This window comes from Streptomyces cellostaticus, assembly GCF_023630175.1.
GTDB lineage: Bacteria > Actinomycetota > Actinomycetes > Streptomycetales > Streptomycetaceae > Streptomyces > Streptomyces cellostaticus_A.
On record NZ_JALLIN010000002.1, the window covers coordinates 127,426 to 150,251 of the forward strand.

At 72.5% G+C, this 22,826-nt stretch carries 20 protein-coding genes and 1 tRNA gene; 5 read left to right on the forward strand and 16 right to left on the reverse strand.

The genetic code is table 11. From position 1 onward, the window contains the following. Positions 1-65: 65 nt before the first annotated feature. Complete coding sequence (locus MXD57_RS01740; protein WP_250399442.1) at positions 66-2,282, reverse strand: MMPL family transporter; 2,217 nt, start codon at positions 2,280-2,282, stop codon at positions 66-68. Positions 2,283-2,405: 123 nt separating this feature from the next. Next, positions 2,406-3,005: a TetR/AcrR family transcriptional regulator gene (locus tag MXD57_RS01745; protein ID WP_250399443.1), complete on the reverse strand. Its 600-nt coding sequence runs from the start codon at positions 3,003-3,005 to the stop codon at positions 2,406-2,408. Between the two features lie 277 nt (positions 3,006-3,282). On the opposite strand from MXD57_RS01745, the gene MXD57_RS01750 reads away from it, so the two are divergent. Next, positions 3,283-6,648, forward strand: coding sequence for a S41 family peptidase (locus MXD57_RS01750; protein WP_250399444.1), 3,366 nt, complete (start codon positions 3,283-3,285; stop codon positions 6,646-6,648). Positions 6,649-6,818: 170 nt separating this feature from the next. Here the strand turns inward: MXD57_RS01750 and MXD57_RS01755 are convergent, their stop codons facing one another. From MXD57_RS01755 to MXD57_RS01770, 4 genes are all read right to left on the reverse strand, one after another. Further along, the gene (locus MXD57_RS01755; RefSeq protein WP_250399445.1) at positions 6,819-7,097 is read right to left on the reverse strand and encodes a hypothetical protein; all 279 of its coding nucleotides are present in this window, start codon (positions 7,095-7,097) and stop codon (positions 6,819-6,821) included. Between the two features lie 86 nt (positions 7,098-7,183). After that, positions 7,184-8,068, reverse strand: coding sequence for an SDR family oxidoreductase (locus MXD57_RS01760; RefSeq protein WP_250399446.1), 885 nt, complete (start codon positions 8,066-8,068; stop codon positions 7,184-7,186). Beyond that, positions 8,065-9,021: an alpha/beta fold hydrolase gene (locus MXD57_RS01765; RefSeq protein WP_250399447.1), complete on the reverse strand. Its 957-nt coding sequence runs from the start codon at positions 9,019-9,021 to the stop codon at positions 8,065-8,067. The genes MXD57_RS01760 and MXD57_RS01765 overlap by 4 nt, the downstream gene beginning before the upstream one ends. Beyond that, positions 9,018-10,577, reverse strand: a complete 1,560-nt coding sequence (locus MXD57_RS01770) for a flavin-containing monooxygenase (RefSeq protein WP_250399448.1) — start codon at positions 10,575-10,577, stop codon at positions 9,018-9,020. The genes MXD57_RS01765 and MXD57_RS01770 overlap by 4 nt, the downstream gene beginning before the upstream one ends. Before the next feature lie 189 nt (positions 10,578-10,766). Between MXD57_RS01770 and MXD57_RS01775 the strand changes: the two genes are divergently transcribed. Further along, positions 10,767-11,387, forward strand: coding sequence for a MerR family transcriptional regulator (locus MXD57_RS01775; RefSeq protein ID WP_250399539.1), 621 nt, complete (start codon positions 10,767-10,769; stop codon positions 11,385-11,387). 31 nt (positions 11,388-11,418) lie between these two features. Here the strand turns inward: MXD57_RS01775 and MXD57_RS01780 are convergent, their stop codons facing one another. Then, the gene (locus tag MXD57_RS01780) at positions 11,419-12,222 is read right to left on the reverse strand and encodes an exodeoxyribonuclease III (RefSeq protein WP_250399449.1); all 804 of its coding nucleotides are present in this window, start codon (positions 12,220-12,222) and stop codon (positions 11,419-11,421) included. A 67-nt stretch (positions 12,223-12,289) separates the two neighbouring features. Between MXD57_RS01780 and MXD57_RS01785 the strand changes: the two genes are divergently transcribed. After that, a complete protein-coding gene (locus tag MXD57_RS01785; RefSeq protein WP_250399450.1) occupies positions 12,290-12,766 on the forward strand; it encodes a GNAT family N-acetyltransferase in 477 nt (158 codons plus the stop codon). A gap of 174 nt (positions 12,767-12,940) precedes the next feature. Here MXD57_RS01785 and MXD57_RS01790 read toward each other — a convergent pair whose 3' ends face one another. Continuing rightward, complete coding sequence (locus MXD57_RS01790) at positions 12,941-14,146, reverse strand: nuclear transport factor 2 family protein (protein WP_284504962.1); 1,206 nt, start codon at positions 14,144-14,146, stop codon at positions 12,941-12,943. A 43-nt stretch (positions 14,147-14,189) separates the two neighbouring features. On the opposite strand from MXD57_RS01790, the gene MXD57_RS01795 reads away from it, so the two are divergent. Beyond that, positions 14,190-15,158 carry a LysR family transcriptional regulator gene (locus tag MXD57_RS01795; protein ID WP_250399452.1) on the forward strand — a complete coding sequence of 323 codons (969 nt, stop codon included), beginning with the start codon at positions 14,190-14,192 and terminating at the stop codon, positions 15,156-15,158. 663 nt (positions 15,159-15,821) lie between these two features. On the opposite strand, the gene MXD57_RS01800 is transcribed toward MXD57_RS01795, so the two are convergent. After that, positions 15,822-16,010, reverse strand: coding sequence for a hypothetical protein (locus MXD57_RS01800; protein WP_250399453.1), 189 nt, complete (start codon positions 16,008-16,010; stop codon positions 15,822-15,824). 791 nt (positions 16,011-16,801) lie between these two features. On the opposite strand from MXD57_RS01800, the gene MXD57_RS31715 reads away from it, so the two are divergent. Next, complete coding sequence (locus MXD57_RS31715; RefSeq protein ID WP_308290638.1) at positions 16,802-17,089, forward strand: tyrosine-type recombinase/integrase; 288 nt, start codon at positions 16,802-16,804, stop codon at positions 17,087-17,089. Between the two features lie 72 nt (positions 17,090-17,161). On the opposite strand, the gene MXD57_RS01810 is transcribed toward MXD57_RS31715, so the two are convergent. The 7 genes from MXD57_RS01810 to galU all read right to left on the reverse strand — a co-directional run bounded on the left by MXD57_RS01810 (position 17,162) and on the right by galU (position 22,801). Next, positions 17,162-17,235 (reverse strand) — tRNA-Ala (locus MXD57_RS01810). Between the two features lie 93 nt (positions 17,236-17,328). Then, positions 17,329-18,597 carry a divisome protein SepX/GlpR gene (gene sepX / locus MXD57_RS01815; protein ID WP_250399454.1) on the reverse strand — a complete coding sequence of 423 codons (1,269 nt, stop codon included), beginning with the start codon at positions 18,595-18,597 and terminating at the stop codon, positions 17,329-17,331. 187 nt (positions 18,598-18,784) lie between these two features. Further along, complete coding sequence (locus MXD57_RS01820; protein WP_250399455.1) at positions 18,785-19,411, reverse strand: GNAT family N-acetyltransferase; 627 nt, start codon at positions 19,409-19,411, stop codon at positions 18,785-18,787. A 20-nt stretch (positions 19,412-19,431) separates the two neighbouring features. Continuing rightward, the gene (locus MXD57_RS01825; protein ID WP_250399456.1) at positions 19,432-19,947 is read right to left on the reverse strand and encodes a MogA/MoaB family molybdenum cofactor biosynthesis protein; all 516 of its coding nucleotides are present in this window, start codon (positions 19,945-19,947) and stop codon (positions 19,432-19,434) included. Then, complete coding sequence (gene moaC / locus MXD57_RS01830; protein ID WP_250399457.1) at positions 19,944-20,456, reverse strand: cyclic pyranopterin monophosphate synthase MoaC; 513 nt, start codon at positions 20,454-20,456, stop codon at positions 19,944-19,946. The genes MXD57_RS01825 and moaC overlap by 4 nt, the downstream gene beginning before the upstream one ends. Positions 20,457-20,570: 114 nt before the next feature. Further along, positions 20,571-21,893, reverse strand: coding sequence for a molybdotransferase-like divisome protein Glp (gene glp, locus MXD57_RS01835; protein WP_250399458.1), 1,323 nt, complete (start codon positions 21,891-21,893; stop codon positions 20,571-20,573). Next, on the reverse strand, positions 21,890-22,801 hold the full coding sequence (galU, locus tag MXD57_RS01840) for a UTP--glucose-1-phosphate uridylyltransferase GalU (protein WP_250399459.1): 912 nt from the start codon (positions 22,799-22,801) through the stop codon (positions 21,890-21,892). The genes glp and galU overlap by 4 nt, the downstream gene beginning before the upstream one ends. Between the last annotated feature and the right edge of the window lie 25 nt (positions 22,802-22,826).

Sequence of the window (22,826 nt, forward strand, 5' to 3'; positions counted from 1 at the left end):
GAAGCCGGTGAGGGCGGCCCCGTCCCCACGGATCCCTCACCGGCTGGTCCTCCTGCAGCGGTACGTCAGGCGCTTACCAGCTCCCTCTCCTGGTCGGGTCCGGGCCCGCGGTCCGCGTCGGTGCGCAGTCCGTCGCCCTCGACGTCCACGTTGGGCAGCGCCCGGTCCAGCCACCTCGGCAGCCACCAGGCCCGCTTGCCGAGCAGGGCGAGCACCGCCGGGACGATGGCCATGCGGACGATGAACGCGTCGAAGAAGACGGCGACGGCGAGACCGAAGCCGATCATCTTCACCATCGACTCGCTGGAGCCGATGAAGCCGGAGAAGACGGCGATCATGATGACGGCGGCGGCCGTGACCACCCGCGCCCCGTGCCGGAAGCCGGTGACGACGGCCTGGCCGGGCTTCTCCCCGTGGACGTACGCCTCGCGCATCCGGGTGACGAGGAACACCTCGTAGTCCATGGCGAGGCCGAAGACCACACCGACCATGAAGATCGGCATCATCGACATGACCGGGCCGGTCTCCTCGACGTTCATCAGGTCCGACAGCCAGCCCCACTGGAAGACCGCGACCACGGCGCCGAGGGCGGCCATCACGCTGAGCAGGAAGCCGAGGGCCGCCTTCAGCGGGACGAGGATCGACCGGAAGACCACGATCAGCAGCAGGAACGCGAGGCCGACCACGAGGGCGAGGTACGGCAGCAGGGCGTCGTTCAGCTTCTGCGAGACGTCGATGTTCATCGCCGTGGAGCCGGTGACCAGCACCTTCGCGTCGGTCGCGGAGGTGATGTCGGCGCCCTTGTCGCGGATGGCGTGCACCAGGTCCTCGGTGGTGGTCGACGACGGCTTGGAGTCCGGGACGACGGTGATCGTCGCGGTGTCACCCGCCTTGTTGGGCGTGGCCGGGGTGACCGTGACGACGTCCTTCAGGCCCTTGATCTCGTCGCCGACCTTGGTGAAGGCCGTCTTCGGGTGGTCGCTGTCCTTGGCGTCGATCACGACCATCAGGGGGCCGTTGAAGCCGGGGCCGAAGCCCTCGGAGAGGAGGTCGTAGGCGCGGCGCTGGGTGGTGGAGACCGGCTGGGAGCCGTCGTCGGGCAGGCCGAGTTCCAGGGAGGCGGCCGGGATGGCCGCCGCGCCGAGGCCGATCACACCGAGCAGCAGCACGGCGACCGGGCGGCGTACGACGAAGCTCGCCCAGCGGGTGCCCATGTTCGGGCGGCCCGGCTTCTTCGGGGTCCGGCCCCCGCCGAGCAGCCTGCTCTTCTCGCCGGCCGGCTTGATCCGGCGTCCCGCGTAGCCGAGCAGCGCCGGGATCAGGGTGAGCGCGATCAGGACCGCGACGGCGACGGTGCCGGCGGCGGCGACGCCCATCTTGGTCAGCATCGGGATGTTGACCACGGAGAGGCCCACCAGGGCGATGACGACGGTCAGTCCGGCGAAGACCACCGCCGAGCCCGCCGTGCCGACGGCCCGGCCGACCGCCTCCTCGCGTTCGCGGCCCTCGGCGAGTTCGGCGCGGTAGCGGGAGACGATGAACAGGGCGTAGTCGATGCCGACGGCGAGGCCGATCATCGAGGCCAGCGTGGAGGTGGTCGAACCCAGGTCCAGGGCGCTGGCCAGCGCGGTGATCGTGGAGACGCCGATACCGACGCCGATGATCGCGGTCAGCAGCGGGAATCCGGCCGCGAGCAGCGAGCCGAAGGTGATGACGAGGACGACCGCGGCGATCGCGATGCCGATGACCTCGCTGGAGCCGGTCTCGGGGGTCGCGGTCAGCGCGTCACCGCCGATCTCGACCGTCAGCCCGGCCTGCCGCGCGTCCTGCCCGGCGTCCTTCAGGGCGTCCCTGGCGGAGTCCTCCAGCTCCATGCCGGAGACCTTGTACTTCACGGACGCGTAGGCGATGGTGCCGTCCTTGCTGACGGCGTGCCCGGCGTACGGGTCGGCGACGGAGGCGACCTCGGAGCCGCTCTGCAGCTCCTTCACCGTCTTGCGGACGGTGGCCTTGTTCGCCTTGTCCGTCATCTTCTCGCCGTCCGGCGCCTTGAAGACGACCCGTGCGGTGGCGCCGTCGGCGCTCATCCCGGGGTAGCGCTGTTCCAGCAGGTCGAAGGCCTTCTGGGCCTCCGTACCGGGGACGGAGAAGGAGGTGTTGCCGGCGGGCGGCGCGGAGGCGGCGCCCACCCCGGCGAGGGTGAGCAGCGCGACCCATACGAGTGCGACGAAGTGCCGTCGCCGGAAGGCGAGCCGGCCGAGTTTGTAGAGGAACGTGGCCACGAGGGCGTACTCCCGGTCAGGTCGTGGGTTCGGTCTGGGCAGGGTGGATCAGCCCGACGACGTGAGCGGTGACGTCAGATGGTGGGCTTGCCGGGGAGGGCGATCAGGGGACGAACAGCGCGATCAGGAGGTGGCGACGCCGAGGGCGGGGAGGACCACGGCGTCGATGTACGAGGTGAGGAAGGCCTGGGTGGGCGGCTGGTCGTCGAGCAGCGCCCGGGTGGCGAAGCCGCCGACCATCATGTGCAGCAGGAAGTCGAGCGCGGGACAGTCCGGGCGGACCTCGCCCCGGTCGATCGCACGCTGGATCACCTGGTGGAAGCCGGAGATCTCCGGCTCCACGAGCTGGGCCCGGAAGGCCTCGCGCAGATCCGGGTTGTTGTGCATCGCCATGGCGACGCCCCGCATGAGCGCCGAGTTCTGCTCGATGGTGCAGTCGTCCTCGAGCAGCACCAGCGCGTGCAGGTCGCCCCGGAGGGTGCCGGTGTCGATCTCACCGATCCGGTCGGGCTTGCCGTGCCGGATGGCCTTCACGACCAGGTCGGCCTTGCCGCCCCACTGGCGGTAGAGCGTGGCCTTGCTGGACCGGGTGCGGGCGGCCACGGCGTCCATGGTGAGGGCGTCGTAGCCGACTTCGCGAAGCAGGTCGAGCACGGCCTCGTACAACTCGGCCTCGCGTTCGGGCGTGATTCGGCTGCGACGCGCGGTGGCGGTCTCAGTCATGTCTCTCACCTTCCCGATGCGGCTGCCCGCTTGGAACGACACGGTTTCGTACACAACGAATGTACCCCAGCCTCAAGCGAAACGAAACGGTTTCGTTCGTGTGCTGGGTCACCCCTGTCGGATTTCCATAAGGGGACGCCCCGGGCCGGTCTTCGCGAGGTGGCGCGCCGGAGCGGTCCGCATGGGGCGGCGCGCCCCGGACCGGCCCGCTTCCGCTCCCGCCCCGCCCCGGACCGCTCCGGTTGCCGGCCCCCCTCCCCCGGAAAAGCATGAGGAGGTGAGCTATCTGCGCCTGCCCCACCTCAACGGCGACCTGCTGTGCTTCGTGGCCGAGGACGACCTCTGGCTGGCCCCCCTGGACTCCCCGGACCGGGCCTGGCGGCTGACCGTGGACCGCGCCAAGACCGGGCACCCCCGCTTCTCCCCCGACGGCCGCCACATCGCCTACACCACCTGGCGCACCCTGGTGCCCGAGATCCACCTCGTCGGCGCCGGTGGCGGACCCGCGCGGCAGCTCACGTACTGGGGCAGCGCCGACACCCAGGTGTGCGGCTGGACCCCGGACGGCGACATCCTCGCCGTCACCTCCCACGGCGAGCCCTTCTCCTACTTCACCTGGGCCTACAAGGTGACCACGGACGGCGCCCCCGGCCGCAGACTGCCCTGGGGGCCGGTCGCCGACATCCAGGTCGCCGACATCGACGGCGAGCGCAGAAGCCTGCTGCTCACCGGCACCCCACCGCACGAACCGGCCTCCTGGAAGCGGTACCGGGGCGGTGCCATGGGCCGGCTCTGGCTGCACGGAGAGCGGCTGCTGCCGGACATCGGCGGGCACCTGCACTCCCCCATGTTCGTCGGCGGCCGGATCGCCTTCCTCTCCGACCACGAGGGCGTCGGCAACCTCTACTCCTGCGCGCACGACGGCACCGACCTGCGCCGCCACACCGACCACGACGCCTTCTACGCCCGGCACGCCTCGAGCGACGGCAGCCGGGTGGTCTACCAGTGCGCGGGGGAGCTGTGGCTCGTGGAGGACTTCGCCCCGGACGCCCTGCCGCGCAGGCTCGACATCCGGCTCGGCGGTCCGCGCGCCGGGCGCCGCCGGCACCAGGTGCCGGCTTCCCAGCACGTGGACGGCATCTCCATGGACGAGACCGGGCGGGCCAGCGCGGTCGTCGTCCGGGGCAGCCTGTACTGGCTCACGCACCGGGACGGCCCGTCCCGCACGATCACGGACACGCCCGGGGTCCGGGTCCGGCTGCCGGAGATGCTCGGCACCACCGGGCGGGTGGCGTACGTGACCGACGCCGAGGGCGAGGACGCCGTCGAGATCGCCCGGCTCCCCCGCGCCTCCGGCGACCGCGCCACGCGCCGGCTGGGCCGGGGCGGGCTGGGGCGGGTCCTGGAGATGGTGTCCGACCCACTGGGCGAACGGCTGGCCGTCGCCTCCCACGACGGACGGCTGCTGCTGATCGACGTCGCGGACGAGGAGGGGGCCGAGGGCGTGGAAGGGGCCGCCGCCGGGGGCCCGGTGGCCCGCGGGGACGGCGAGGAGAGCGGGAAGAGCGGGGACGCCAACGGCTCCGGGGCGTCCGGCGGCGGGGCCGCGGCGGCCCCGGACGACCGGGTCACCGAGCTGGTCCGGTCCGTCAACGGCCCCGTCCGCGACCTCGCCTTCTCCCCCGACGGCTCCTGGGTCGCCTGGTCACACCCGGGGATCGGCCGCTCGCTGCGGCAGATCAGGCTGGCCCGCATCAAGGACCGGCACGTCGTCGACGTCACCAACGGCCGCTTCGAGGACGAGAACCCCGTCTTCACCCGGGACGGCCGCTACCTCGCCTTCCTGTCCTGGCGCGGCTTCGACCCGGTGTACGACGTCCACACCGGCGACCTGTCCTTCCCGCTGGGCTGCCGCCCCTACCTGGTCCCGCTCTCCTCGGCGACCCCCTCCCCCTTCGCCCTGAACCCCGAGGGCCGCCCGGCCGCCGGGGGGCTCGACCCGATCGAGGACCAGGGCGGCGCGGAGGGCGGCGCGGTGATCGTGGAGGTGGCGGGACTGGAGAACCGGGTGACCCCGTTCCCGGTCGTCGCCTCCAAGTACTCCGCGCTGCACCCGGTGGCCGGCGGGGGGCTGGTCTGGCTGCGCTGGCCCATCTCCGGGGCGCTCGGCGAGACCTTCGCCAACCCGGCCGACATCAGCGGCCGGCCGACGCTCGAGTACTTCAACATCGCCAAGGCCAAGAAGTCCGAACTGGTGGACCACCTGGACTGGTTCGCGGTGAGCGGGGACGCGACCCGGCTGATGGTCGTCGACGAGGGCGACCTGCGGGCGGTGCCGTCGACCGAGCCCGGCGACGGCGACACGACCGTCTGGATCGACATGCGCCGCATCGTGCACCACGCCGATCCGCCCGCCGAGTGGCGCCAGGCCTACGACGAGGCCGGGCGGCTCATCCGCGCCTACTTCTGGGACCCCGGAATGTGCGGCATCGACTGGGACGGGGTGCTCGCCCAGTACCGGCCCCTGGTCGAACAGGTCGCCTCCCCCGACGACTTCGCCGATCTGCTGCGCGAGGTCCTCGGCGAGCTGGGCACCTCGCACGCCTACGTCACCGCCGCCCGCCACAACGAGGGACCGCCCCACTACCAGCGCCGGCAGGGCCTGCTCGGCGCCAACCTCGTCGAACGGCACGGCGGTTGGGCCGTCAAACGCATCCTGCCCGGCGACTCCTCCGACTCCAAGGCACGCTCACCGCTGGCCGGCACGGGCATCCGTGAGGGCGCCGTGCTGACCCACGTGGACGGCCGCCCCGTCGATCCGTCGACCGGGCCGTACCCGCTGCTCGCGGGCTCGGGCGGGACGACGACGGAGCTGACGTTCGCCCCGCCGCCGGGCGAACCGGGGCGGGCCCGGCGGGTCGCCGTCATGCCGCTCGTCGACGAACGGCCCCTGCGCTACCAGGACTGGGTGGCCAAACGCCGCGAGGTCGTCCGGGAGCTGAGCGGCGGCCGGTGCGGGTACCTGCACATCCCCGACATGGGCGGCTCCGGCTGGGCCCAGTTCAACCGGGACCTGCGCATGGAGGTGTCCCGGCCGGCGCTGATCGTGGACGTGCGCGGCAACGCGGGCGGGCACATCAGCGAACTCGTCATCGAGACGCTGAGCCGCACGATCCTCGGCTGGGACCTGACCCGCGACGCCCAGCCGGTGTCGTACACCTCGAACGCGCCCCGGGGTCCGGTCGTGGCCCTCGCCGACGAGGCGACCTCCTCCGACGGCGACATGATCACCGCCGCCTTCAAGCTGCTCGGGCTGGGGCCGGTCGTCGGCCAGCGCACCTGGGGCGGCGTGGTCGGCATGACCGGCCGGCACCGGCTCGGCGACGGCACGGTGATCACAGTCCCGATGAACGCGGCCTGGTTCGACGCCTACGGCTGGTCCGTGGAGAACCACGGTGTCGCCCCGGACCTGGAGATCCTGCGCACCCCGCTGGACTGGGCCGAAGGGCGCCACGCCCAGCTCGACGACGCGGTCCGACTGGCCCTGGAGCTCCTGCGGACCAATCCGGCGGCCGAACCCCCCGACTACAGCGGCGTCCCCTACACCCCCCGCCCCCAACTCCCCCCGAGACGCACCGCCTAAGGGGGCACGCGGGCCGCCCGGGGCACGTGCCCCCTCAGTGCGCGGACCGAGGGGCGCGGGGAACCGCGCGACCGGCCCTCGCCCACCCGCGGCCCCACGACGCACGGCACGGTGCCCCCCGAAGGACTCGGAGGGCACCCCGGGCTGCAGAAGCCGAAGCCCGCGCAGCGCTACGCGTCGTAGTCGGCGTCGAAGCGGTCGTCCATCTCCCGCTGCGAGTCGTCCATGTCACGCATGTTCGACCGGCCCCGCTCGGGCTGCTGGTGGCCACGCTGACCCTGCTGCTGCCCGTGCTGACCCTGCTGCGGGCCACGCTGACCGGCCTGCGGGCCACGCTGACCGGCCTTCTCGCGGGCCTGGCCGGCCTTCTCGCGGGGCTGGCCGGCCTTCTCGCGGGGCTGGTTCTGCCAGTCGTTGGTCTTCTCGCTGAACTGGTCCTTCATACCCATGTGGGTTCACTCCCGAAGTGGGTGGGGGTCGGCCCCCGCTGGGGCCTCGACCAGATTCACACGGGCCAACACGCTGCGCATGTCGATCAGTTACGGTGCGTAGCACGGGCTGCCTCATCCGCCGCCCCACCTGCGCCGACGAGCCCGGAGCGCATGCCCTGGAGCCGAGGCGCGAACCGCCGCACCTCGCGCTGGCCGACGGTGCCGACGAGCGCCGGCAGGTAGCCGCGCACACCCTGCATGCCCCGCAGCCACCACTGCCCGTACACGTGCGCCGAGCGCCGCTCGATCCCGGCGACGATCCGGTCCACCGCCGGGCCCAGCGGGTACGTCTTGTTCGAGGGCCACGGCAGCCGCTGCCTGAGCTCCCGCATCACGTCGTCCTGGTCGGCACCGCGCACCATGTCGGTGTCGGTCCAGGACAGGTATCCGACGCCCACCCGGACACCCTGGTGACCGACCTCGGCCCGCAGGCTGTGCGCGTACGCCTCCACACCCGACTTGGAGGCGCAGTACGCCGTCATCATGGGCGCCGGGGTGATCGCGGCGAGCGAGGCGATCTGCAGCAGATAGCCCCGGCTCTCGACCAGCACCGGCAGGAACGCGCGGGCCGTGACCGCCGAACCGATCAGGTTCACCTCGATCACCCGCCGCCAGGCCTCGGGGTCGGAGTCGGCGAAGGGCCCCCCGGTCGCCACACCGGCGTTGGCGACGACGATGTCGACCTTGCCGAAGCGGGCCTTCACCTCCTGGGCGACCCGGCTCATCGCCTCCTGGTCGGTGACGTCGGCGTACCAGTGCGCGCTCTCGTTGTGCAGCCGCCCGGAGACCTCCTTGAGCGCGTCCTCCTCCAGTCCGACCAGCGCGACCCGGGCGCCGCGCGCGGAGAGCTTGCGGGCGAGCAACTCGCCGACGCCGCGCGCCGCTCCGGTGACGACGGCGACCTGTCCCTCGAGGCTGACCCTGCTCATGCGCCCTCCTTGACGTGCTGTACGACGGTGGGACGGGAGACGGGCGTGTCCCCCGTGACGTAGGTGGTGACGAGTTCCCGGATTCTCCCGGTCACCCGCTCCGGGGCCTCGACGGGAGACATGTGGCCGATGCCGGGCAGCTCGGTGAGTCCGAGGCACCGGGGCAGCGCGGCGACCAGCGCGTGGGCGTGCGCCACGGGCGTCAGCCGGTCGGCGGCGCCGTGCACCACCGCGGTGGGCACACGCAACTCCCGCACCCCGTGGTCGAGGTCGAGCGCCGCGAGCATGACGGCCCAGGCGTGGCGCACGGTGCGCGGGCAGGCGTGCACGATCCGCGCGCACGCTTCCACCATGTGCGGGGCCGAACCGGCGCCCATGGTGCCGTACTTGAGGACGCGCTTCGCCAGGGGCGTGACCGGCCCGAGCGGGGCGCGCGACCTGAGCACGCGCCCGGTGAGCCAGGTGCGTGTCCACCCCGCGCGCAGCGGCACCACGCGTGCCTCGGCGACCAGCCGGGAACCGCCCGTGCTGCACAGCAGGGCGGCCGCGGCGTGTTCGCGGAACCGGGGGCGCGCGGAGGCGGCCATGACCGCCATCCCGCCCATGGAGTGGCCGACGACGAGCGCCTTCTCCTCGCGTGCGAGGGTGTGGGCGAGCACCGCCTCGAGGTCGTCCGCCAGCGCCTCGGTGGTGCAGGCACGGCTCGCCGGACTGCGCCCGTGGCCCCGCTGGTCGTAGGCGATCACCCGGTGGTCGGCCGCCAGTTCCCGGATCTGCGCCGCCCAGAACGCGGTCGAGCAGGTCCAGCCGTGGCAGAGGACGACGGGGGGTGCGTCCTCGGGGCCGTGCACCTCGACGTGCAGCCGGGCGCCGTCCGCGGAGACCACGGTGAGGGTCCGGGCCGGCACCGGCGGGGCGTACGGGCCGGAGGCCACCGCGCCGCTCCGGCTCATGCGGCGGCCTCGCTCGTCCGCCCCGTCACCGGTCCGGCGTCGGCGTCCCGGGTGCCGGGCCGCCGGACGACCTCGTACTCCGCCAGGTCCACCCGACGGGTCGCGCGCCGGAACTCCGCCGTCGTACCGGGCCAGATGGTGGTGTTGCGGCCGCTCGGGTCGAGGTACCAGCTCGTGCAGCCGCCGGTGTTCCACACGGTCCGCTTCATGCGCTCCTGCACCCTGTGGTTCCAGGCGTCGACGGCGGCGGGCCGCGCGTCGAGGGCGACACGGCCTCCCCCGGTGCCTCCAGGGCCCGGGGGGACCGCCAGCACGTCGAGCTGGCGCAGGTAGTCGGCCATGTAGGTGAGCTGGGACTCGATCATGAGGATCATCGAGGAGTTGCCGAGGCCGGTGTTGGGCCCGATGATCGTCATCCAGTTGGGGAACCCGGCGGCCGAGGCCCCGCGCAGCGCCCGCATGCCGCCCTTCCAGGTCTCGGCGAGCGTGACCCCCTCGGCCCCCACCACCCGCTCGGCGATGGGCATGTCCGTGACGTGGAAGCCGGTGCCGAAGATGATCGCGTCGACCTCCGCCTCGCTGCCGTCGGCCGCGACGACGGTGGAGCCGCGGATCTCGCTGAGCCCGCTCGCGACGACGTCGACGTTGGGTCGGGCCAGCGCCGGGTAGTACTCGCTGGACAGCAGGATCCGCTTGCAGCCGATGCGGTAGTCGGGGGTGAGCTTGGCGCGCAGCGCCGGATCCTTGACGGCGCGGGCCATGTTGCGCTTGGCGAGCCGTTCGACCAGGCCGAGTTCGTCGGGGTGCTTGGTGAACGCCTGCACCTGCAGTTCGCGGATGCCCCACAGCATGCCGCGCCTGAGCCGGGTGGTGAACGGCAGCGCCCGGTGCAGCCGGCGTTCGGCGGCGCCGATGGCGCGGTCCATGCGCGGCATCACCCAGGGCGGGGTGCGCTGGAAGAGGGTGAGCCGGCCGACCTGGCGCTGGATGGCGGGCACGATCTGGATGGCGGAGGCGCCGGTGCCGACCATGGCGACCCGCTTGCCGCGCAGGTCGTAGTCGTGGTCCCAGCGGGCCGAGTGGAACACCTTGCCGGGGAAGGTCTCGAGTCCCGGGATGCCCGGCGTCTTCGGGTCGGACAGCGGTCCGGTGGCGGAGACGACCACGTCGGCGGTGAGCGTGCCCCGCGCGGTCTCGATCTCCCACCGCAGCCGCTCTCCGTCCCAGCGCATCAGCTTCACCTCGGCACCGAAGCGGAGGTGCGGGCGCAGCCCGAACACATCGGTGACGTGCTCCAGATAGGCCCGGATGTGCTCCTGCCCGGAGAAGGTGCGCGGCCAGTCGGGGTTGGGGGCGAAGGAGAAGGAGTACAGATGGGAGGGCACGTCACAGGCGCACCCGGGATAGCTGTTGTCCCGCCAGGTGCCGCCGACCCCGTCGGCCCGCTCCAGGACGACGAAGTCGGTGATCCCCTCGCGGCGCAGCCGCACCGCGGCCCCCAGTCCGCCGAACCCGGACCCGATCACCGCCACCCGTACATGCTCGTGCTCGGCCATCCCGAAGCCTCCACGCATCGCCTTGGACCATGCCAGTGAACACTGGCGCAATGGGACTGTAGAGCAGCGGCGTACCGAGCGGTAGAGGGCGGGGAAGGGAAAGTTACCGGCGGTACAACATAGGCTGCGAACGTGACGGACGACGGCGCACACGAGGTCGAGCAGGGCGGCGGGGCACGCGAGTACCGCATGGAGGAACTGGCCCGCCTGGCCGGCATCACCGTGCGCACCCTGCGCTTCTACCGCGAACGCAAGCTGATCCCGCCACCCCGCCGCGAGGGCCGCATCGCCTGGTACGACGACCACCACCTGGCCCGCCTGCGCACCATCGCGGCACTCCTCGAACGCGGCCACACCCTCACCGGCATCGCGGAGCTCGCGGAGGCCCTCGACCAGGGCCGCGACGTCGCCGACCTGCTCGGCGTCGGCGCCCCCACCGAGGAGGAGCCGGTCCGCCTCACCCCCGAGGAACTCGCCGCCCGCTTCGAGGGCGAGGTCACCCCGGAGAACCTGGCCGCCGCCATGGACCTCGGCTACCTGGGCACCGACGGCGACGAGATCGTCCACATCAGCCGCCGCCTGCTGGACGTCTCCTCCGCCCTCGTCCGCGAGGGCATACCCCTGGCGGAGGTACTGGCGGCCGGCGAACGCGTCCGCGAGCACGCCGACGCCCTGGCCGCCCTCTTCGCCGACATGATCCTCCGCCACGCCCCCGAGGAGGACCTCCACCGCCTGCGCCCCCTGGCCCGCAGCGTGGTGGAGGCGGAACTCTCCCTGGCCCTGGACCGGCGGATCGGCAAGCGGGACTGAAGGCCGGGCCGCCGGCGACCGCCGCGGGCCCTCAGAGGTCGTACACGACGGTCACCGGCGCGTGGTCGCTCCACCGCTCGCCGTGCGTCGCGGCGCGCTCGACGAACCCCTTGACCGCCCGGTCCGCGAGCGCGCGCGTGGCCAGGTGGTAGTCGATCCGCCAGCCCGAGTCGTTGTCGAAGGCCCGCCCCCGGTACGACCACCACGAGTACGGGCCCGCCACGTCCGGGTGCAGGGCGCGCACGACGTCCACGTAGCCGCCGTCATCGGCGGTGAGGACCCGGGTGAGCCAGTCCCGCTCCTCGGGGAGGAAGCCGGATCTCCTGGTGTTGCCACGCCAGTTCTTGAGGTCGGCCGGCTGGTGGGCGATGTTCCAGTCGCCGCAGACCACCACGTGGCGTCCGTCGGCGGCGGCCCGCTCGCGCAGCCCCCTGAGGTGGACCAGGAACTCGTCCATGAAGCGGTACTTCTCGTCCTGGCGCTCGGTTCCCACCTCGCCGGAGGGGAGGTAGAGGGAGGCGACGGTCACACCGGGCAGGTCGGCCTCCGCGTAGCGCCCGCTGCCGTCGAACTCGGCGGAGCCGAAGCCGATGCGGACGCGGTCGGGTTCGCGTCGCGTGTACAGCGAGACGCCCGCTCGCCCCTTGGCGGCGGCCGGGGCGTGCACCACGTGCCAGCCGTCGGGCTGCCGGACCTCCTCGGGAAGCTGGTGCGGCTCGGCACGCACCTCCTGCAGGCAGACGACGTCCGCGGAGGTCCGGGCCAGCCACTCCACGAAGCCCTTCCGGGCGGCGGCCCGCAGTCCGTTCACATTCACCGAGGTCACAGTCAGCACCCCGGCACGATACCGGCACACTGGGCGAGGCCGGTTTTTTCCTTTGCATAGAAGTACGATGCCCAGCATGAATATACGTCGCGTTCGCTTCGACCATCCCGACGCCGTCAAGCTCAACGACGTGGTCCAGGAGGAGTACCACCTGCGCTACGGCGACGGCGGCGACGCCACGGTGCTCGACCCCGCCGACTTCGACCCGCCCCGAGGCGCCTACCTGATCGCGTACGACGAGTTCGACCGGCCGGTCGCCACCGGCGGCTGGCGCAGCCAGGACAGCAACGGCGAGGGCAACGAGGACGGCGACGCCGAGCTCAAGCGGATGTTCGTCGTCGAGGGGATGCGCGGCCTGGGCCTCGCCCGGCGCATCCTCGCGGCCCTGGAGGAGGACGCCCGCATGGCCGGCCGCGTCCGCATGGTCCTGGAGACCGGCACCAAGCAGCCGGAGGCCATCGCCCTGTACACGTCGAGCGGTTACGAGCCGTGCGCCAAGTTCGGTTACTACCGCCACTACGAGGAGAGTCGCTGCTACGCGAAGCGGTTGTGAACACGAGAGAGCCCGGCCGGCTTCCGCCGGCCGGGCCGCATGACGTGCGGGGTGCCCGCGCGCGCGTGACGCGCGGCGGCCAAGGCAGTGAAGATCGTTCCCCGGGTGCGCAGTGATCCTCGCCCGGGGACCGGTACCGGCTCGCGCGCCCGGTGGCGGCCGTACGCCCTGGTCTCAGTGGCGGTGATACGCCTTGTTGGCGATGCGCCAGCCCTCGTCGGCGCGGACCAGCAGGAAGATGTCGGTGAACGTGTCCGCGCCGTGCGAGAGCGTCATGGTGGCGGTCGCGACGGTGCCGTGGACATCGACGGCGTCGATGCGGCGGGTGCGGGTCGGCTCGTCCGGGGCGGGCCGGCCCTGGAAGAGGGCGCAGTACTCGTCCAGGCGCCAGGAGACGAAGGCGCCGTCCCGGACTCCCTCGATGTGGGCGGTGGGAAGGAACGCGTCACGGAAGTGGGCGGGGTCGCCGGTGGCGTGTCCGCGGATGTAGGCCCGGAGCGGCGTGAGCACGGCCTCCTCCACGGCGGGGACCGTGGCGGCGACGGCGATGTCGGCCTCGGGGGAGGCAGGGGTGCCGGCCAGACCGGCCGCGCTGCGCAAGGGGGTGTCCGACGCGGCGGCCAGCAGTGCCATGTCCTTGGCCAGAGCGCCGATCGTGAATTCGGCCGCGGCAGCGGACGGCTCTCCGAGGAGGAAGTGGCGCTTGACGGCCACGAGTCCGCCGAGCCGGCCGAGTTCGAGGACGTCCAGGGTCTGTGCGCGGGGCAGGCCGAGGGCGTCGGCCTGCCGGAGTGAGTCACGCAGTGCGAGGACGGCTCCGGCGAGGCCGCTGTTGGCGATCAGCTTGAGCGCGGCGGCGGTGGGGGCGTCGTCCGCGCGCCGGACGGTGCCCAGCGCCTCCAGAACCGGTCGGACCCGGTCGAGTGCGTCCTGGTCGGCGGCGGCGAGGATCTGCAGGGTGCCGGCGGCGGCAGCCGGCACCGAGCCGAGCAGGGGTGCGTGGATGTAGGACGGCCCGAGTCGCCGGGCCAGCCGCGACGCCTCGGCGGGGGCGACGGTACTGGTGTTGAGCACGATCGCGTCCGTTCGCAGGGAGTCACGGACGTCGTCGAGGATCTGCCGGCAGGCCGGCCCGTCGAACAGCGCCAGGAGGACGAGGTCGGCCTGCGCCACGGCCTCGTTCGGGTCGCGGGTCGTCCTGACGGTGCCTGAGGTGCGCCCCGAGCGGGTCCAGCCGACGACGTCCCAGTCCTGGGCGGCCAGTCGGGTCGCGATCGCGCCGCCCATGCGTCCCAGACCGAGGACGGCGATCGTGTGCGGTGTGGTCATGTGCGCCACAGTGGTGCACCCCGAACGTTGCGACAAGCGCAGATTTCGCATGCCCACCCTGCGGGAGCCGCATACCGACCGCCATACTGCCGCCATGGATCTGACTGTGTGGCGGGCCTTCGTGACCGTGTGCCGGACCGGATCGCTGTCGGCGGCTGCAGCCGAGCTGCATCACACGCAGTCGGCCGTCTCCCGGCAGATCGCCGGGCTGGAGCGGCAGCTCGGCGTGCTCCTGGTGGAGCGCCACGCGCGTGGTGTGCGTCCGACGCCGGCCGGTGAGGTGTTCCGGCGCCACGCCCTGGCCACACTCAACGAGGCCGACCGCGCCGTTCGCGCGGTACGCGACGCTCGTGACGGAGTGTGCGATCGGCCCCTGGCCATCGGAGCGACGCCGTCCCTCGCCGCGGGGATCGTCCCCGAAGCCGTCCGCAGCCTGCTGCAGCAGGCCGGGTCCGTCCGGTGGAGCCTGCTCCCCGGCCTGAGCGCGCAGCTGCACGGCCGCGTGGTCGCCGGCGATCTCGACCTCGCCGTCGTCACCGACGCCCCGCCCGGGCTGGCCGTCGACCCGCGGGTCGAACGCCGGTTCCTCGGGCTGGACGAGATGGTCGTCGTACTGCCCGTTGGCCATCCGCTGGCCGGGGGCGGGCCGGTGCGCATCGAGGCGCTGGCCGATCAGACCTGGGTCGAGGACAACGAGGGCTCGGCGGCGCTCCTGGGCCGGCACGCCGCCCGCGCCGGAGTCAGCGCCCGCATCGACCTCGCCGCGGCCGATCTGCCCGGCAAGCTGGCTCTGGTCGCCACCGGTCACGCCATCGCGTTGGTCCCCGGAGCGCTGACGCGCGCGCTGAGGGCCGACGTCACCACGGTCGGCCTGGTGGATCCCCCGACCCGCGGTGTCTACACGATCACACCGCGCCGCGACGCCCACCCCCGCGCAGCGCCCCTGCTCGAACTGCTCGCCGCGGCCTTCGCCTCGATCCGTCCGGCACCGGCTCCGCCCGGGTCCGGCACGACGGACGACCAGGCCGCCGCGCAGCCTCACGACGGCATCACGGACGCGTGAGCCGGGATCGGCACGGTCGGGAGACCGCCGTTTCCTCCAACTGCCGGACGCGGTCCGGCGTTCGGGTGTCCGGACCACCGGCGGCGCGACTACCCCCATGACGATTCCCACGGGCAAAAAACGAAAGATCCCGCCCGACTCGTAGAGTTGGACGGGATCTCGTGAACCCTTCACGAGCTGACTCGCGAACGGCTCTGTGCGTGGACCTGAGGGGAGTTGAACCCCTGGCCCCCTCGATGCGAACTATGGGCATGGTGGTCGCTGAGGTCTCCTGGGCTGGTGGCGTACCTGGCTAGGGGCAAAGGCGGTTGGCGCTGGTCGGTGGGGTTGCTGTACTTCGCTGCGGTACTGCAACGGTCCAGAGGTGCTGGCCGAGCAGCAACGGGCCGGCCTGGGCTCCAGCTCGGTCATTAGCCGAAGAAGTGCAGGACCGGCTCCGTGGACTGCGGCCCTGAACCCGGCCAACCCTGCGACCTGCGACCTGCGAACTTGGCTGTCGGTGGTTGTCAGCGTTGGTTGTCCTTGAGCACCTTCCGACGGCCCACAGGCGACCCGGAGCGGAACTCGCCTTCAAAGCGGCTATGGGTGCCGAAGGTGCTCATCTCCCGGCTGCGCTCGCGCAGGAGCGCCCCGCAGCACGTGGCTTCGGGGCGCCAGTGGGGTCTAGTCGACCATCTGTCCGTCGTACATACCGCCACTGCAGGTGTTGGTCGCCCAATTGACCGTTCCGCCGCCCTGCTCGCACTCACCCGGGGTGAGGCTGGCGGCGGTGGCCGTGGCGGCGCCTGTGAGCCCGAGTCCGGCGAGGGCTGCCGTGGCGATGACGGCGGCGAGGATTCGTCGAATGCGCATTTGGTTTGCCTTTCACGGATTGCCTCGGTTGGGACAGTGTGCGCACCTCTCCATCCTGTGCACAGCATCCGGGGTACGCCATTCGAGGGAAGGGCGGCCATCGGTCGCCGGGGCGTGGGCGCAAGTGATCGTCGGTTGTGCGGACGATCCAGAGCCTGCGCGTAGGCATGCGGTTGGCGTAGCGGCTTTGGGCTGGAGCTGCTTTGGGGCGAGTGATCATGGCCCCGTAAGCTTCCGGCGCGTCGGGCAGTCAGTTGACCTCCCCGTTAAAGCACGACGTTGGGGCCGTGATCTTCGAGGCTCGCACCAAAGTGGCTGGCTAAAGTCGCGGAGCCGACCGCCCCAGCCGCGACGTGTCGTGACCTCATGCCGCTGGCCAACCCTTACCAGGGCGCGCGTCGGCGCAGCGCGGGCGGAGCGGGCCGGAGGCAGGAGCGGCGCCCGCAGCGGAGCCGGGAGCGCGCCCGGCGGAGCGGAGCGCAGCCGGGGCTTGATGAGGTAGGGAAATCCGTAACTGGAGCGGCAGAGCCGGGCCTAGGCTCGAAGCGGCTCGACAAACTCACCGTGCGGGACGTGAGGAACTGGGTGAACGGCCTCCTGGAGCAGTGCCAGTGCTGCGCTCAGGGCCTCGACGCCAAGCGGGGCACTTCGCGCTGCTGCGCCATCGCCGAGTGCTGCGAACGGATCCCGTCCCGCCGCACCGTGCAAGATGCGCGTGCTGTCCTGCGGTCGGCGCGGAACAGGAGCTCTCCCGACAGGCGGCCGGTGAGCTATGGACGGCAAACGACTTCGTGTTCACCACGCGCTACGGCACGCCTTTGGAGCCGCGCAACTTCAACCGCCGGTTCATGGACCGCTCCGCCCGCGCCGGCGTCCGCCAGATCCGGCTGCACGACACCCGGCACACCTGTGGCTCGCTGCTCGCGGCCCTGGACGTGCATCCCCGCGTCGCCATGCAGATCCTTCGGCACAGCAAAATCGCGGTCACCATGGAGGTGTACACGCACGTCCCATCCGAAGCGACTCGCCGGGCGCTGCGCAAGCTGGGCAAGCATCTCGGGAAACAAGATCCGAAGTAGTTGCTGTACTTCACTGCTGTATAGCACGTCAAAGCCCCGGTCGAGAGATCTCGACCGGGGCTTTGAGCTGCGTGGACCTGAGGGGATTTGAACCCCTGGCCCCCTCGATGCGAACGAGGTGCGCTACCGGACTGCGCCACAGGCCCTTGCAACGAGTGAAACTCTAGCATCCCCGTCGGGGTGCTTGGAAATCCGTTCCCTGACTGGTCAGGGGCGGGCTTCCGAGGGGGTGACGGCTGTCACTCGTTGGCCGCGCGCGGCCGGTCGCCGTCCTCGTACTGGTCGAAGAGCGGGGTGCGTCCGCGTTCACGGGCCCGGCGTGCGGAAGCCGCGCCGGCGGCCGCCCCGCGCGAGCGGGACCGGGCGGGCGGGACCGAGTCACCGCGACCCTCGGCCGGCGCCGGCTCGCGCTCGGCGGCCGGCCGGTCCGCCCCGGCGTCCGGCGCGTGGCCGTCCTGCTCCGGCACCAGGGGGCCGGAGCGCGCCGAACTCCAGGCGTCGGGAGCACCGAGGTCGACGTCGGAGGTGGCCCGGGGCGCGACCGGCGCGGTCACGTAGGTGGGCAGCGGTACCGGCACCGGGTCCCAACTGTCCCCGTGGCCGGGCCGGCGCTGCCGCTCGCGCTGCTGGTCGACCCATTCGGCGTGGTCGGTCTGCTCGACGAGGGCGCGGCGGTCGGCCGCGAGCGCGGACATGCCGGTCTCGGTCCCGGGCGCCGGCTCCTCGTCCGGTTCGTCGGGGGCCGGCTCCGCCTCCAGGGGCGCGCGCCGCCGCGGCTGGCGCTCGCGCAGGCTGCGGGCGGCGTCCTCGGCGCGGCGGCGGTCCATGTGGTACGCGAAGCGGCGGCGCTCCTGCGTGCGCAGGTACCCGATGTAGCCGCTGAGCATGAGGGCGGGCACGCCCGGCGCCCAGAGGAAGGCGAGGCCGCCGACGGCGGCGACGATGGCGCCGGCGGTGAAGGCGACGAAGAGCATGACGGTGGTGCGCCGTCGGCGCGCGAGCACCTTGGAGCGCCGGGCGCGCGCCGCGGCCGCCTGTGCCGAGGCCGTGTTCCGCGGGGCGGGCACCCGGGCCTGCGCCGGCACGGGCACCGAACCGGTCGCGGGCTTCGGCCCGGACGAGGATCTGGGCGTCGCGGGGGACGGCTTGGGCGCCGGGAGGCCGGACCGGTCGCGCGCCGGTTCGGTCCGGTCCGCCTGCTCGGGTTCGCCGTCGGCGCGGTTCTGACGGCGGGTCGGAGGCATGGCGAAGGACCGGACGTCCACCGAGTCGGTGACGGCGTCCGGGTCTCCGGCGTCCGGCTCCCCCTCCTGGGTGGAGCGCGCCCGCAGGTCCTTGGCGTACCGGCGCTCCATGCCCGCCCGTCCGGACAGCAGCCGGATGGCGGTACTGAAGCGTTCCGTCGGACGGGCCTCGTTCAGCTCGTCCTGCCTACGGAGCCACATCGGCACCAAGTAGGCGGCCCAGGCCCCGACGATGACTGCGTAGATGAGGCCGCTGCTGCTCACGTCTCACACGGTAGAGGGGTTTGCGTGAGGCCATCCGCCAATTGGGCCGGTGTGTCGCACGATCTGGCTGATATTTCGAGCTTTTTTTGCGACCGATGCGATCAGCGGACCGCGGCAAGTCGCGAATTGAATGTCCCGAGGCGGCTTCCCGGCTCCACTGAATTCGAACACGTATTCAATTTTGGAGTCAGGCGGGATTCCGCGGGGTGTTCTCCCGCCGGCTCCGCTCAAAACGTGCCCGCCGCCAGCGCGTGAGCAGGCCGTCGGGCACCTCCTCCGCCGTGAGCGCGTAGACGAGATGATCGCGCCAGGCCCCGTCGATGTGCAGATAACGCGGCCGCAGCCCCTCCTCACGGAATCCGAGCTTCTCCACGACCCGGCGGCTGGGCCGGTTCTCGGGGCGAATGCAGACCTCGACGCGGTGCAGGCCGACGGTGCGGAAACAGTGGTCGACCGCGAGCGCGACCGCCGTCGGCATCACCCCGTGCCCGGCCACCGCCTCGTCCACCCAGTAGCCGACATGGCCCGAGCACATCGACCCCCAGGTGATCCCGGCGACCGTCAACTGCCCGACGAGCTGCCCGCGGTACTCGATGACGAACGGCAGCATCCGGCCGGCGTTGGCCTCGGACCTGAGATGCCGGACCATCTGCCGGTAGGTCGGCCGGTGGGTGATCGGCCCGCTGGGCGTGGGCGGCGGGATGGTCGCCTCCCAGGGGCGCAGCCAGTCGCGGTTGCGCCGGTTGACCTCGCGCCAGACCCGCTGGTCGCGCAGTTTTATCGGCCGGAGGACGACATCGTCGTCGGCCAGCACGACGGGCCAGGACGGGCTGTTCAGCTCGCACCCCCACTGCCGGGACCGGGTCTGGGGTGGTCGCCGCCGCGGATCTGGTCGACGGCGTGGACCAGCAGCGGCTCCAGGACGGCGAGACCGTCCCGCACCCCGCCGCTGGAGCCCGGCAGATTGACGATCAGGGTCCCCTCCGCCACCCCGGCCAGTCCCCGGGAGAGGGCGGCGGTGGGCACCTTCTCCCGTCCGAACGCGCGGATGGCCTCGGCGATGCCCGGCACCTCGCGGTCGATCACCCGGCGGGTCGCCTCGGGGGTGCGGTCGGTGGGCGAGATGCCGGTGCCGCCGGTGGTGACGACCACGTCGTAACCGGCCGCCACCGCCGCCCGCAGCGCCGCCGCCACCGGCTCCCCGTCGGGCACGACCCGCGGCCCGTCCACGGCGAACCCGAAGCGTTCGAGGCCCTGGGCGATCAGCGGGCCGCCCCTGTCCTCGTAGACCCCGGCGGCGGCCCGGTTGGAGGCGGTGACGACCAGCGCGCGGTACGGCCCGGCCGTCATGCCCGGCTCCAGTCGCCCGACTTGCCGCCCGTCTTCTCCTCCACCCGCACGTCCGTGATGACCGCTCCCTTGTCGACCGCCTTGACCATGTCGATCACGGTGAGCGCGGCGACCGTCACCGCGGTGAGGGCCTCCATCTCGACACCCGTGCGGTCCGTCGTCCTGACGGTGGCCTCGATGCGCACGGCGTCGTCCGCGACCGACAGGTCCAGTTTCACACCGGACACCGACAACGGGTGGCACAGCGGGATCAGGTCCGGGGTGCGCTTGGCGCCCATGATGCCCGCGATGCGTGCGGTGGCGAGGGCGTCGCCCTTGGGGACGCCCTCGCCGCGCAGCAGCTCGACCACCCGGGGTGACACCAGGACCCGGCCGCTCGCGCGCGCGGTGCGGGCGGTCACGTCCTTGCCCGACACGTCGACCATGCGGGCCGCGCCCGCCGCGTCGATGTGCGTCAGTCGGTCCTGTGCGGCGGCTCCGGGGGTGTCCCCCCGGGAAGGCTCAGTCATGCTGTGTGACGCTCCCGGTCCGGGCCCGTCGCGGTGCGGTGCGCGGGCCTGCTGTGCGCGACACGGTACCGCCAAGCCGGGCCGGGCACCGGGCCAGGACCCCCGCGGGGGCGCTCAGCCGAGCAGCACGACCTCCACCTCGGCGCCCGGCTCGACGGACTCCACGTCCTCGGGGACGACGATCAGCGCGTCGGCATGGGCCAGCGCCGCGACCAGATGCGAGCCGGCGCCGCCGACCGGGCGCACCGTGCCGTCGGCGTAGCCGCCGCGCAGGAACTGCCGTCGCCCCTTCGGCGAGCGCAGCGGCCCGTCCGCGGCCAGGGTGGCCCTGACGCGGGGCCGGTGGACGTCCTCCAGGCCCATCAGGGTGCGGATGGCCGGGCGGACGAACAGCTCGAAGGAGACGTACGACGAGACCGGGTTGCCGGGCAGGGCCAGCAGGGGGGTGTGGTCGGGGCCGATGGAGCCGAAGCCCTGGGGTTTGCCGGGCTGCATCGCGAGCCTGCGGAACTCCACCCCGCTGCCCGGCTCGTCCTCGTCCCCGGCGTACGACAGCGCCTCCTTGACGACGTCGTACGCCCCGACGCTCACCCCGCCCGTGGTGACCATCAGGTCGGCGCGGACGAGCTGGTCCTCGATGGTGGACCGGAGGGTGTCGGCGTCGTCGGCGACGGCGCCGACCCGGTAGGCGATGGCGCCCGCGTCCCGGGCGGCGGCGGTGAGGGCGAAGCTGTTGGAGTCGTAGATCTGGCCGCTCGCCAGCGCCTCGCCGGGCTGGACGAGTTCGCTGCCCGTGGACAGCACGACCACGCGCGGACGCGGACGCACCCGCACCGTGCCCCGGCCGACCGCGGCGAGCAGCGCGAGCTGCGGCGGACCGAGGACCGTCCCGGCCTCCAGGGCCAGGTCGCCGGCCTTGACGTCGCTGCCCTTGGCCCGCACGTGCGCGCGTGCCTCGGCGGGGCGGTGCACGCGCACGTGCCCTTCGGCGCCCTCGGGCGCCAGACTCCGCGGATGCATCCCGGTGACGGGTCCCTCGCCGAGCCCGCCGTCGGTCCATTCGACGGGTACGACGGCCTCGGCGCCGGACGGCAGCGGTGCGCCGGTCATGATGCGGGCGGCCTGGCCGGGCCCGACCCGCACCGGCTCGCCCGGACCCGCGGCGACGTCGCCGACGACCTCGAGGACGGCGGGGAACTCCTCACTGGCGCCCGCGACGTCCGCGACCCGTACCGCGTACCCGTCCATGGAGCTGTTGTCGAACGGCGGCAGGGAGACCGGCACCGTGATGTCGTCGACCAGGACGCAGCCCTGGGCGTCGAGCAGTTGAAGCTCGATGGGTTCGAGGGGTCGGACGCTGCCGAGGATGTCCTCCAGGTGGTCGTCCACCGACCACAGGTCGTCCGGGCCGGCGGGGCGGGTCGCGGCGCTGCTCAACGTTGCTGCATCTCCTCGGCTACGTAACTGCGGAGCCAGGTCCGGAAGTCCGGGCCCAGATCCTCACGTTCGCACGCCAGTCTGACAATGGCACGCAGGTAGTCGCCACGGTCACCGGTGTCGTAGCGGCGGCCCTCGAAGACGACGCCGTGCACCGGGCCGCCGACCTTCTCGTCCTCGGTGAGCTGCTGGAGGGCGTCGGTGAGCTGGATCTCGCCGCCGCGGCCGGGCTCGGTCTTGCGGAGTATGTCGAAGACGTGCGGGTCGAGCACGTAACGGCCGATGACCGCGTAGTGGGAGGGGGCGTCGGCCGGGTCCGGCTTCTCGACCAGCCCGGTCACCTTGACCACGTCGCCGTCGGGGGTGCTCTCCACGGCCGCGCAGCCGTAGAGGTGGATCTGCTCGGGCGCGACCTCCATGAGGGCGATCACGCTGCCGCCGTGCTGCTCCTGGATCTCGATCATGCGCTGGAGCAGCGGGTCGCGCGGGTCGATCAGGTCGTCGCCGAGGAGCACGGCGAAGGGCTCCCGGCCGACGTGCGGGGCCGCGCACAGCACGGCATGGCCCAGACCCCTGGGATCGCCCTGGCGCACGTAGTGCATGGTGGCCAGGTCGCTGGACTCCTGCACCTTCGCGAGCCGCTCGGCGTCACCCTTCTTCTCGAGCGCCGATTCGAGCTCGTAGTTGCGGTCGAAGTGGTCCTCCAGGGGACGCTTGTTGCGTCCGGTGATCATGAGGACGTCGTCGAGCCCCGCCGACACGGCCTCCTCGACCACGTACTGGATCGCGGGCTTGTCCACGACCGGCAGCATCTCCTTGGGAGTGGCCTTGGTGGCCGGCAGGAACCGGGTGCCGAGGCCTGCTGCGGGGATGACAGCCTTGCTGATCCTGGGGTGCGACTGAGTCATGCCGGCAACCCTATCCGGTGCCTTT